Source organism: Cyanobacterium stanieri LEGE 03274, assembly GCF_015207825.1.
Classification (GTDB): domain Bacteria; phylum Cyanobacteriota; class Cyanobacteriia; order Cyanobacteriales; family Cyanobacteriaceae; genus Cyanobacterium; species Cyanobacterium stanieri_B.
On the sequence record NZ_JADEWC010000006.1, the window covers coordinates 75305 to 88185 of the forward strand.

7 protein-coding genes are annotated in these 12881 nt (G+C 37.1%); 5 read left to right on the forward strand and 2 right to left on the reverse strand.

Annotated elements, in window-relative coordinates; genetic code table 11:
- Positions 1-597 precede the first annotated feature (597 nt).
- Both IQ215_RS04280 and hslO read left to right on the forward strand, forming a co-directional pair.
- Positions 598-5886: a tetratricopeptide repeat protein gene (locus IQ215_RS04280; RefSeq protein WP_193800086.1), complete on the forward strand. Its 5289-nt coding sequence runs from the start codon at positions 598-600 to the stop codon at positions 5884-5886.
- 270 nt (positions 5887-6156) lie between these two features.
- Positions 6157-7050 carry an Hsp33 family molecular chaperone HslO gene (gene hslO / locus IQ215_RS04285; protein WP_193800129.1) on the forward strand — a complete coding sequence of 298 codons (894 nt, stop codon included), beginning with the start codon at positions 6157-6159 and terminating at the stop codon, positions 7048-7050.
- A 51-nt stretch (positions 7051-7101) separates the two neighbouring features.
- Here hslO and IQ215_RS04290 read toward each other — a convergent pair whose 3' ends face one another.
- Positions 7102-7557: a peroxiredoxin gene (locus IQ215_RS04290; protein WP_193800087.1), complete on the reverse strand. Its 456-nt coding sequence runs from the start codon at positions 7555-7557 to the stop codon at positions 7102-7104.
- A 153-nt stretch (positions 7558-7710) separates the two neighbouring features.
- Here IQ215_RS04290 and IQ215_RS04295 point away from each other — a divergent pair, with 153 nt between their 5' ends.
- From IQ215_RS04295 to hrcA, 3 genes are all read left to right on the forward strand, one after another.
- Positions 7711-8247 carry a carboxypeptidase-like regulatory domain-containing protein gene (locus IQ215_RS04295; RefSeq protein WP_193800088.1) on the forward strand — a complete coding sequence of 179 codons (537 nt, stop codon included), beginning with the start codon at positions 7711-7713 and terminating at the stop codon, positions 8245-8247.
- Between the two features lie 38 nt (positions 8248-8285).
- Positions 8286-8924, forward strand: coding sequence for a cobalt transporter CbiM (gene cbiM, locus IQ215_RS04300; RefSeq protein ID WP_193800089.1), 639 nt, complete (start codon positions 8286-8288; stop codon positions 8922-8924).
- 330 nt (positions 8925-9254) lie between these two features.
- A complete protein-coding gene (gene hrcA / locus IQ215_RS04305; RefSeq protein ID WP_193800090.1) occupies positions 9255-10340 on the forward strand; it encodes a heat-inducible transcriptional repressor HrcA in 1086 nt (361 codons plus the stop codon).
- A 219-nt stretch (positions 10341-10559) separates the two neighbouring features.
- On the opposite strand, the gene IQ215_RS04310 is transcribed toward hrcA, so the two are convergent.
- Entirely contained in the window at positions 10560-12755 is a 2196-nt protein-coding gene (locus tag IQ215_RS04310) for a Na-K-Cl cotransporter (protein WP_193800091.1), read from the reverse strand.
- Positions 12756-12881 lie beyond the last annotated feature (126 nt).

Below are 12881 nucleotides of genomic sequence, written 5' to 3' on the forward strand. Positions count from 1 at the left end.
TTTATTATTTTGTTATATACTCTAAATTCTCATTATCTATTTTTTTAATAATTATCTAAATAATAAAGTCCTTATTATCAGACTAGATTATTTTTTATCACTAAATAACTCCCATTGATACTAGATAATTTTCTTATTTGACTTTGCTACTTTCGATGTGATAAATTATCCTTTTAAAAAAAGTATCAAAGGTTTGATGATAATCAACCATCGACCATTAAACTTTGAATCTCATATTTAAAGATAAATTATGGTCATTAGTGCTATATTTTATAGTTTACAACTACTATCTAAATAAACCAGCAAGAATTGATTTGATACTATTATAAACTTGAGAATTTGATAAGCAAAACAATATAATGGTCATTCATATATCCTTTTCATTAAAACAAAAAAATAGTTTTAAACAAGTCTATCTTCTTTCCTATTTCAAAAAATCCTTATCACCTGTCCCCTTATCGTAAACTATCTTGCTACAATCTTAGAAAATTAGGTCAATTATCGAAGTTTTATCTTTTCAAATAATTACCGAAATGCTAACTAACTATAAATTATTCCTTATTCGTTACTAACTAATTACATAATTCATTATTTATCATGACTCCTAGTAATAGCTATTTATTCAGTATCGATTTTAAACTTTATCAAAAAATGAATAGTTTGCCCACGAGACTACGGGCAGATTTACTAGGATATTTTGAAGCAATTATTGAAAATCCTTCTTTTGCCAAAAGTATTAATAAAAAAGTAAAAGAGGATGTTAATGTTATTCATCGTATTAATTATAATTACCGTCTCGAATTAATTGCTATTTCCATAGTACAAAATGAACAAAAAATAATTAAATTTCTGAGTATTTCTGATAAAACAAAATTAAAACAAGCCATATTAGTTAGTAACAATATTCCTCATCAAATTATTGACATTGATATTAACACTGATCAAAATAAGATTGCTTTAAAACCAGAAGATTTGAAAATTTTTCAAGGGCAAAATAGTGTTAGAGTTAATAAAACCGATTTTGAAATTAAGTCCAATGATTTTTATCCCTATATAATTGAAAATCAAGATGATAACCTCAGTTTATCTCTTTTACTTTCAGAAGAACAAATAAAAATTATTGAATCTCCATTACCTTTGTTATTAAAGGGTAATGGTAAAATGGGTAAAACAAAAAACTTATTACTAAACGCTTTTAATGCTAGTGTAAATAATGATTATCAAGATTTAGCATTAGTTAGCACCGATAGAATTAGTCAATATCGTTTAGAAAATGCTTATCAACAATTAACGGAAAAAAATAATTGCAATTTACGGATTAATAACTATATTGATTTAGTTAGAAACACTGCCCATAGTTTACAATTAATTCCCGAAAATAGCTACAGACGATCGCACCTTATTGATTATAATAAATTCAAAGAATTATTTGTCGGAGATTGGGATTTACCAGAAATAGAAGTTATTTATCTATGGGAAGAAATACAATTTGTATTAAAAGGAAATATTGACTCTTCCTTAGATAATAAAGGATTAATATCCCTTAGTAATTATTTAGAGCAATTTGCAAAAAAACAGAGCCTAGAAGCAGATAATATTTATAGAATTGCTGAAAAATATCAAGACTGGTTAAAAGAGAATAAATATTGGGATGTAGAAGACTTAACCCAAACAGTATTAAACAAATTACCCTCTTATTTTAGAGGAGAATATGACATAATTTTTGCCGATGATATTCATAACTTAAGTGACTTATCCCTAAAACTATTATTAAGATTAGTCAAAATAAATCCTCAACAGACAAAAGCCAAAGTTATTTTTACCTACGATGAAGCCTTATTACATACACGACAATCAACTCTCTATGAAAAATTAGATAATATATTTGAGATGATTTTAGAAGAATGTAAACTAGAATCATTACATCATAATTTTCCCAAGCCATTAACCCTAACCGTTGCCCAAACAGATAACTATGAATTGATTGAGTTAGAAAAAATCATCCTAGACTTAAGTAATAAACTCGAATATCAACCAAAAATTAATCATGTAATTAACACCATTGAAAACTGTCATTGGTTAATATCAAGCCATGAAAATATTATCTCTGCCCTAGAAGAATTACAGCCCGATACCGTCATTATTGTACCTAGTGTAGAAGAAAAACAAACCCTCCTCAATCAAGTTGCCAAACTAGATAAAAAAACAGCACAAATATTAACCATTCACCAAATCAATAACTATCAATTCCATCAAGTTATCATTTGGAATTTCTTCACCCATTTTAACCACATCAATGCCCAATCCCTATGCCAAATTATTCAAAGATACCTCTATCCTTGTCTTAACACCGTTAACCAAAAAGTCTTTTTCTACGAAAGTGACTACGATATTTTTGAACATTATCCCATCCTTAACAATTATATTCATAAATCAGGACTAAAGGCGATCGCCCCTATCCTTAACCAAAAAAATCGAGACGAAATCACAAAACTAGCCCACCACTATCACCAACAAAGCGCCTGGGAAATAGCCCAACAATGTTATCAAACCCTAGGTAACCATAAACAAATAAAATATCTTCAAACCCCCATTGCCGAATTAGAAGGAAAATGGGATTTAGCAGGAGACTTATGGAATCAACTACAACAATGGGATAAAGCCGTATTAGCATGGCAAGAAATACACCCCCAACTATGGTTAGAAAAATGGGCAGACTTAACCCCCGAAGCATGGCAAGAAAAAGCAGACTATCTCGCCCAAAAACATCAATATACCCTTGCCAAAATTTGTTACCAAAAATCCAATAACCAAGAAGGCTATATCCATTGTCTGGAAAAAAATAAACAATGGGAAACCATCGCCGACATTTACCAACAAAATAATCAACAAGAAAAAGCCCAACAAAACTACATCCTAGCCGAAGAAAATTACCTCAAACAACAAAACCTCGCCCCCGCAGGAAAAATGTGGGAAAAACTGGGTATGTGGGAAAAAGCAGCCCTCATCTGGGAAAAACTAGGTGCATGGGAAACCGCCGCCGAAAATTGGCTAAAAGAAAACAACCCAGAAAAAACAGCCCAATGTTATGAAAAAAGTAACCATTGGGATAAAGCAGAAATCCATTGGCGAGAATTAAACCAACTTCCCCAAATAGCTATCGCCTGTGAAAAACAAGATAAATGGTTACAAGCCGCCCAAATTTGGCAACAACTAAAAGAATGGGAAAAGGCAGCCCACTGCTTTACCCAAGCCCAAGAAATAGAATCCGCTGCCCATTGTTATCAAAACGCTATGGAGTGGGCAAAAGCCGAAATCTGTTGGCGAGAATTAAACCAACTTCCCCAAATAGCTATCGCCTGTGAATGTCAAAACAAATGGGAAAAAGCCGCCCAAATTTGGCAAGACTTACAAGAATGGTTGAGGGCTGGATTTGCATGGGAAATGGCAACCGAAATCTTAAAAGCCGCCCACTGTTATCAAAAATGTCAACAATGGCAAAAAGCAGAAAACTGTTGGCGACAACTCAACCAACCCCATCACATCGCCATCACCCTCGAAAAACAAGATAAATGGTTAGACGCAGGAAATATTTGGCAAAATTTAGGGGAAATAGAAAAAGCTGCCCTCGCCTACGAAAAAATAGAAGCATGGCAACAAGCCTTGGAATTATGGCAACAACTCCATAACCCTCAAAAAGTAGCCTTTACCTGTTACCAACTAGAAAAATATGAAACCGCCGCCCAAATTTGGCAAACCCTTGGGCAATGGCAACTAGCAGGAGAAGCATGGGAAAAACAAAACGACATCCATAAAGCCATTATCGCCTATGAAAAAGGTAATCACTGGCAAGAAATAGAAAGGATTTATCGTCAACAACAACAATGGGCAAAAGTTGCTTCTGCCTGTGAAAAACAAGAAAAATGGTTAGAAGCAGGAGATATGTGGCAAAAATTACAACAAATTCCCAATGCCTCCCGTTGTTATGAATTAGCCAGACAATGGCAAAAAGCAGAAAAAGGATGGCGACAATTAAAACAGTGGGCTTGTGTGGCGATATGTTGTGAAAAACAAGGTAAATGGTTAGAAGCTGCCCAGGCTTGGAAGGAAGTTAACCCCTTGGTAAAATCAGCACTTTGTTACGAAAAAATACAAGATTGGGAAAAGGCAGAAACACTATGGAGAAAAGAATCTAATTGGGTAAAGGTGGCTAGAATATGTGAAGCCCAAGAAAAATGGGCAGAAGCCGCCCAAATTTGGCAAGACTTACAAGAATGGGAAAGAGCGGCTAAAATATGGGCTAAAATTAATCAACTAGAATTAGCGGCCCCCTGTTACGAAAAAGCCCAATTGTGGCAAGAGGCAGAATATTGTTGGCAACAAGTGGGTAATATTGATAACCTTGCCCTTCTGGCTGAATTTCAAGGAGATTGGCAAAAAGCGGCCCACATTTGGGAAGAAGAAAAGCAATGGTTTAATGCTGGAAAGGCTTGGGAAAAAGCAGAGGAAATCAAAAAAGCAGCCCTTTGTTATCAGCGTGATAATAGTTGGCAGGAGGCACAAAATTGCTGGTTGAGGTTAAATGATTTTCGTCAGGTGGCAATCTGTTGCGAAAAACAAAGCGCTTGGCAGAATGCGGGGGAGGCTTGGTTAAAGGTAGGGGAGTTGGAAAAGGCTGCTATCTGTTTTGAAAAAGGAAATAGTTGGCAGGATGCCCAAAGTTGTTGGCAAAAGTTACAAAATTATAGTCAAGTGGCAATGTGTTGCGAAAAACAAAGGGATTGGCAGAATGCGGGAGAGGCTTGGTTAAAGGTAGAGGAATGGGAAAAGGCGGCTATCTGTTTTCAAAAGGGAAATAGTTGGCAAGATGCCCAAGGTTGTTGGCAGAAATTACAAAATTATAGTCAAGTGGCAATGTGTTGCGAAAAACAAAGGGATTGGCAGAATGCAGGGGAGGCTTGGTTAAAGGTAGAGGAATGGGAAAAGGCGGCTATCTGTTTTCAAAAGGGAAATAGTTGGCAGGATGCCCAAGATTGTTGGCAGAAGTTACAAAATTATCATAAGGTGGCCATTTGTCTGCAAAAACTTGATAAATGGGCAAATGCCGCCCAAACTTGGGAGTCTTTGCAAAATTGGCAAAAAGCAGGAGATGCTTGGCTACAGGCGGAAAATACCGAAAAATCAGCTCTATGCTATGAAAATGGCGGTTTTTGGGCAAAAGCTGAGATTCTTTGGGAGAGGCAAGAAAATTGGCTAAAATTAGCATACGTTTGTGAAAAACAGCAAAAATGGCAAAAAGTTGGTTATGCCTATGAACAAGCCCAAGAATGGGCGAAAGCTGGGGCAATATATGAACAAATTCTAGGATATGCAGAGGCAGAAAAATGCTGGATTGAGTTAAAGGATTGGCAGAAGGTAGCCTATGTTTGTGAGCAACAATCGAAGTGGCGGGAGGCAGGAAAGGCTTGGGCAATGATTCAAAATTGGCATTCTTGCGCTTTGGCCTATGAAAAGGGTGGTTATTGGCTCGAAGCCTTCGGGGCTTGGGAAACTGATGGTAATTGGGTTAAAGGTGCGATCGCTCTTGAACAAGGTAAAATTTATGATCAGGCAGCCCAAATATGGTTAAAAACAGACTTAGAGGATAAACAGGAAAAAGCCGCAGTGAATTATGAATTAGCCGAGCAATGGGATTTGGCAGAAGAATGTTGGCGCACCATTCCCCGTTGGGATAAAATCGCCCTTTGTTGTGAAAAACAAGGCAAAGAAAAAGAAGATTTAGCCATTGAAGCATGGTTAAATGCGGGTAATAAATTAAAAGCAGCCAATCTATTACGGCGCGCTGGAAAATGGAAGGAGGCCGCAGGTATTTTTATCTCAAGTTAGTAATCTCTTATAAATAAACTCCGCTCGGGATTTGTCAATATGCTTCGGTTTCAGGTTTTGGGTGTCAGGTTAATGATTTAGCCAAAGTATAATCAATTATGTAAAATGCGATTAGTAAAGTTTACTATCACCCACCTCAAATCTTTAGCCCATTGCCCATTGCCCGTCCTCCATCAAATATTATCCCAAATTCAGATTAACCAAGATCTTTTTGTCGATTTCCCAGCAATATTCGATAATAAAAAAGTAAATATTGAGAAATGTAACAAAATGGCCGATCAACTAATTAGAGCAACCGCAGCCGATGGCGGTATCCGTGCAGTGGGAGTAATCACCACCAAAAGTGTACAAGTAGCCAAAGATAGACATAACTTATCCTATGTTGCCACCGCCGCCCTAGGTAGGGCGATGTCTTCGGGTTTATTACTCGCCTCTAGCATGAAACAAGAAGGCTCAAGGGTAAATATCAAAATTAAAGGAAATGGGCCTTTAGGGGGAATATTAGTAGATGCAGGGTTAGATGGTACCGTCAGGGGTTATGTGGCTAATCCTTCCGTGGAATTACCCCCCAATGCCATGGGAAAATTAGACGTTGGTAAGGCAGTGGGTAAAGAAGGTTTTTTGTATGTCATCAAGGATGTGGGCTATGGCTACCCTTATTCTAGTACCGTAGAACTTATTTCTGGAGAAGTAGGGGAAGATATTGCCAATTATTTAGTAAATTCCGAGCAAACCGCATCGGCTTTGTTGGTGGGGGTATTTGTGGGCAAGGATGGAGTTACTGCTTCCGGGGGAATTTTATTACAAGTGTTACCCAAGGCTTCCCATGATGAAAATTTGATTGCTACCTTGGAAGGGCGCGTTGGGCAGTTAAAGGGTTTTACTCCTCTACTTAGACAGGGTAAAAGTTTAACGGATATTTTTAATGATTTGTTGGGGGATTTTGGTTTACATATTTTCCCTGAGGTACAAATGGTTAGGTTTGATTGTAGTTGCTCTTTTGATCGTATGTTAGGGGCTTTGAGAATGTTGGGGGTGGATGAATTGGAAGATATGATTGTCACTGATGGCGGTGCGGAGGCTACTTGTCATTTTTGCAATGAGGTTTACCATGCTACCCCTGAGCATTTACGGGAAGTTATCGAAAATATTAAGGCTCAGTAAATTCATAGTTAAACAATTTCTTGCCAAGGGGGTAAAACCCCTTGTTTGTTATTACATGGATTGAATGGTTTTTATGGCTTCGTCAACGTGGGCTTTAAAGTCTAGCATGGAGTCAAAGATATGTTTAACAATACCTTCTTTATCAATGACGTAAGTAACTCTCCCTGGTAGAATAAAAAGGGTGGAGGGTACACCAAATAGTTTTCTGACTTTATTTCCTTGATCGCTTAGTAAGATGAAGGGAAGGTTATATTTTTGGGCAAATTGTTGATGGGATTGGGGGCTATCTCCACTGATGCCGATGACTTCTGCCCCTGCATCGGTAAATACTTCGTAGCTATCTCTAAAGGCGCAAGATTCGGCGGTACATCCGGGGGTGTCGTCTTTGGGATAAAAGTAAATAACGAGGGATTTTTTGCCGATGAAGTCTTCGATATTAATTTTTTCTCCGTTTGCTGAAGGTAAGGTAAAGTTAGGAATGCGATCGCCTATTTTCAATGCAGACATAATTAATGATATATAAAGGTTTATAGTAATATTCTATATTGCCTTATGACTCTATGTTAGAGGGTTATAAAAGTTGATGCCCTATAGGGGTATTGAAAAAATAACGACGATATTAAAACATAGAAAGGGTATATTATCTTTACTATATTTTCCATGTTAAAAAAATCATTATGGTTTAGTTCTATTTTGATTATTTCTACTTTATTTTCTCCTGTTAAAACCTCTGCCCATGGGGTTTTGCTTGAATATGAAAAGGTAGGGGCGATCGCCCTTAAAGCTCAATATGACACTGGACAACCGATGAAAAATGCCCAAGTGCTGATATATGCACCAGATACAAGTCAAGAGCCTTATTTACAAGGTATAACCGATGAAAATGGTAATTTTACTTTTTATCCGGCTCAAAATACTACGGGAACTTGGACTGTAAAGGTTACCACCGCAGGTCATGGCAGTATTATTAATATACCTATTCTATCATCTGATGTGGGGAAAATTACCCCAGATAATAATATTAATAACCAAGAAAATAACAATGTTATTTTTAATTCTAGTCAAGGTCAAATTTCTAATAACATATCAGCAACTCCCAACAATGGACAAAAGTTATTAATGGCGATGTCAGGGGTATGGGGATTAGTCGGCACGGCTCTATTTTTTTCCCGTTCTAATAAAGAAAAATTTCAATAACAATTATTACTATTTATTATTAAAATATATTTGCTCAAATGCACATTCCTGATGGTTTACTATCTCCCACCGTTTCAATTTCGGGTTATGCTATGACAGGGGGCTTAACGTGGTTTTGTCTCCGACAAATTCATAAAATACCTAACTATCAAGAACAAATACCTAAAGCCTCTTTATTAACTGCTGTTTTTTTCGTTTCTTCACTGATACATATTCCCATTCCTCCTTTTAGTATTCATTTAATTTTAAACGGTTTAATGGGTATTATGTTAGGATATTTTTCTTTTCTGGGCATTTTAATTGGCCTATGTTTTCAGGCAGTTTTTTTTCAACATGGTGGTTTATCTACCCTAGGAATTAATGGTATTATTTTGGGTTTACCTGCTTTGATTAGTTATTTTTTATGGCATTGCAAAAAGTATAGTTTATTTAACTTTAAGATAGACAAAAATATTATATTTTTTTTGGGTGGATTTTTAGGAGTTTTTCTATCGGCATTATTATTTATTTCTATTAATCTTGCTAATATCAGCCCTGATTTAAATATAGAATTAGAAAGAGCAACTTTTTTTACCTCTCTAATAGGTTACGGTATTCAAGGAATTATTGAAGGTATTTTAGTAGTTATTGTTATTTCTTTTTTTGAAAAAATTAAGCCAGAAATTATTAGTAACTAATTTTTTTATAATACTAATATCTTTTTCGTTTTATTAACTGATTTTACGTTCTCATATTTTTTTTAGCAGGTGGCAGGTTAAAAATATGAAAAGTTTTTATTAAGTTATTGAGGAAGTGAAAATAAGACCATTAATTAATGTAGAGTTGTTCTAAATTTTTGAACCTGATACCCGATATCTAACACCTCATCTCCCCTACTCCTCATCTCCTTAACCCCCCATCAACCAGTAATCTGCAAACTAACCATAATGAGAATGAAACGTTATACTATCAAAATATAAATATTTTATAAAACTTCGTTTTGTTCACCATCAACCAATTTTTGTACGATGACTGTTCAAGTTAACCTTAATGAACGCCATCAAAGAATATTACAGGCAACGGTTAAACATTATATAGCTACTGCCGAACCTGTTGGCTCAAAAACCTTAATTCAAGAATATGATTTTAGTGTAAGTTCTGCCACTGTGCGTAATGTCATGGGTAAGTTGGAGAAAGCAGGTTTTCTTTATCAGCCTTATACTTCGGCGGGGCGTATTCCTTCGGATTCGGGTTATCGTATTTATGTAGATCGACTTTTACCTTCTAAAAAACCTTTAAAAAAGTCTTTGGCGAAAAATCTCAGTCGTCAAATGGGAGCGCCACAGAAAAATTATGAGATTTTATTTAAAAAAATTACTCAGGTTTTATCGGATTTGAGTGGTTGTATTGCCTTAGTTACCCTTCCCCAAACTGCTAGTAATATTATCTACCATTTACAGTTGTTGAGGATTGGGGAACAAAAAATTATGTTGGTGATGGTGATTGATAATTATCAAACGGAGTCGGTATTATTTGACCATCAAGATTTTAATTTAGATCATGATCATCAGATGGGGGAGGTAATTGATCAGGAATTGCAGATGTTGTCTAATTTTCTTAATCATAAACTCAAGGGGCGATCGCTCTTAGACATAGATAATTTAGATTGGAGTGAGTTAGAACAAGATTTTAAACAATATGCCCACTTTATTAACCATCTTTTGGATAAAATTACCGAAAACTACCGTATTTCCAATTACAGTCCCATTCTGGTACAAGGTATTGCCAAGATGGTGCGTCAGCCTGAATTTGCCCAGATAGAACATTTACAAATTTTATTACAATTACTAGAAGAGGAACAGGAAAAACTTTTCCCTGTGGTATTTAATTTAGATGAACAAAAGGAATCTTTTTCCAAAGTAAAAATTACCATCGGTTCGGAAAATCCCCTTCAATCTATGCACTATTGCAGTTTAATTTCTTCTAATTATTATCAAGGTACTTACCCTGTGGGCAGTGTGGGCATTATTGGCCCCACTCGCATAGCCTATGAAGATGCGATCGCCCTTGTGGAATCCACCGCCGATTATCTTACCAATGCCATGGAGGAGTAGGGGTGATGGGGAGTAGGTTATTTTAATAACTGATCCTCGATATAAAATATTGTTTAAGTTAGTGAATCATATCAAGTCCGCCTGACCACTTATAAATTAGTAATATCAATTAGTTCAATTTATTGAACGAACTACTCTTAGCCGTGTAATTCATTATACGGTGGGCAGTACATCTACTATTGCCCATTCCCTGCCTTAACCAGAAAATTTGATAATAAATCATCCTTCTTTTTGTAAAACTTCCTCAAAGGGAAAATCATTGGCGGCCATGACAAAAGCAACGGTAGGTAAATTTTCCGTTCTTTTCAACCAACTATGGTAATATTCGGCAAAGTTTTCATCGGCGGGGGCTAAACCCAAAAAGATTAAATCAGCGCCCCGAGAGTTTTCCTGCAAAATATCATCAAAGGAACTTTCTTCACTGACAATAACTTCGGGAATCAGTTCTATATTTAGTTTTTGAATAAGCTCCCTAATGTTGTTTTTTGTCGGTTCTAGGGCGTTAGGATTACCGACAACTAATTTGAGGTAAATGTTCGCCCGTGACCAGTGCCAGTCGTTTTTGAGCAGATAAGCAAGTAAAATCATCAGACTACCATTGGCTTGCATTCCCCCCCACCAAACATCGATACGGCGATGCTTACCCAGTGGATTGGTGGGGTTTTGTTTGAGGATAAGGATATTTCTGTTTAATTGATGAATTTGGCTAACCATCTGGCAATAGTCTTGATGCCCTTGCCAATCATCCCTTAGCCAAGCGGTGCTACTACCGAGAATGATGGTATTAGGGGTTAAAGCACCAATCCCGTAGCTTTCTACCAATTTAGGCACGATGCCAAAGGTGTCATCAGAGCGAACAATTTTTACTAATCCTTGTACTTCATTTTTGGTTAAGTATTCCTTGACGGTATTTTCGAGGTTTTGTTTACTTTGATAGTCTCGTCTTTCGGGAATGACACTGGCAACGGTTAAAAAGCCTTTGTGGTTAAAACTGTCGGCTAATTTGACCAATGACCAATTTTTCTGGGGAGAATGGAAGAAAGTGAGGATATGGGGACGCCAATTTTTGGGATCTGGGATTTCTTCTTCTACTTGATAAATCCCTGTGCGTAGTAATGCCATCCACATTCCCCGACGGCTATCCCCCCAAGTTACTTGTAATTCCTGTCTTTGCAGATATAGATAAATACCTAAGACGATAATGGCGGCGACTATAGTGGCGATCGCATTTATGAGAAACATTACCCCTAAACAACCCAAAGCACCAGTTACCGACAAACTCCAATGGATTTTGAAGGTGGGGCGAAAGGAAGGGGAATCGAGGAAACTTTCAATACCTGCGGAGGCGTTTAACACTAGGTAAGTAGTCAGGAAAAACATGGTTAAAATGGGAGCAATCAAGTTTAAATCCCCTAAACATACCGCCGCTACGGCAATGCCTAAAGTTACCGCTGTACCTAATCTTGGTTCATCATTTTTACCTGCCCCTTGCCCCAAAAAACTGAGGGATTTGGGAAAAATATTATCTCTGACTAGGGCTTGTAATACCCTCGGTGCGCCCAAAATGCTACCAATGGCGCTACTTAATGTCGCTCCCCATACTCCAAGGGCGATCGCCCCTCCCCAAAAAGACATCCTCGCCATGATAAAGGGTTCATCAATCAAGGTTTGAGCATCAGCCCTAAAACCTAGAAAAATCGGAATAATCATATAAATGACATAACCAGTGCCAACGGCGGCCAAAGTACCAATGGGTAAGGCTTTGCTAGGATCTTTCAAATCCCCCGACATATTCACCCCTGCCATGATGCCCGTCACCGCAGGAAAAAACACCGCAAACACTTGCCAAAAAGATTGATCTGTGCTTCTCCATAGCTCCATTTGTGTCTCTTCCACAGGTTGCCCCAAAAAGAAAGATACTAGGGAAAGGGCGATCGCCCCCATGATAAAATATTGAGCTTTAATGGCAATTTCAGCACTGGTGAGGGCTAACACACCCACGCCAATGGTGATAGCTAAGGCTATGTAAAGTTGATATTCTGCCCAAGCAGGTACTATTTGGGTGACACTCTCCGCAAAACCAAGGGTATAAAGCGCCACCGACAACGCCTGAGCGATATATAAAGGGATTCCCACCGCTCCCCCTGTTTCAATGCCCAAAGAGCGACTAATCATATAATACGCACCCCCGGCCTTAACCACTCGATCCGTGGCGATCGCACATACCGACAAAGCCGTTAAAAAGGTAATGGCGTTAGAAAGAGTAACAATGATAAAAGTGCCGAGTAAACCCACATTACCCACCACCCAACCAAAACGGAGATACATAATTACCCCCAAAATAGTCAGAATAGACGGGGTGTAAACTCCCCCAAAGGCACTTAAGCCGGAGGATTTTTGTTCGTTAACATTCATATAATTCAACTAATTAAAAATTTATTTTTAGATATGCTTTTTAAGCAATTTTGATTATTTTATCGGTTATGCTTTCTTGATTAATGTTCTCTGATCTATATATTTTTTGATCATAATAGTATTAAC

Coding starts and splice junctions, on each gene's coding strand:
- IQ215_RS04290 (WP_193800087.1), bottom strand. CDS start 7,557: ATGTCTGCATTGAAAATAGGCGATCGCATTCCTAACTTTACCTTACCT.
- IQ215_RS04295 (WP_193800088.1), top strand. CDS start 7,711: ATGTTAAAAAAATCATTATGGTTTAGTTCTATTTTGATTATTTCTACT.
- hrcA (WP_193800090.1), top strand. CDS start 9,255: ATGACTGTTCAAGTTAACCTTAATGAACGCCATCAAAGAATATTACAG.
- IQ215_RS04310 (WP_193800091.1), bottom strand. CDS start 12,755: ATGAATGTTAACGAACAAAAATCCTCCGGCTTAAGTGCCTTTGGGGGA.
- hslO (WP_193800129.1), top strand. CDS start 6,157: ATGGCCGATCAACTAATTAGAGCAACCGCAGCCGATGGCGGTATCCGT.
- IQ215_RS04280 (WP_193800086.1), top strand. CDS start 598: ATGACTCCTAGTAATAGCTATTTATTCAGTATCGATTTTAAACTTTAT.
- cbiM (WP_193800089.1), top strand. CDS start 8,286: ATGCACATTCCTGATGGTTTACTATCTCCCACCGTTTCAATTTCGGGT.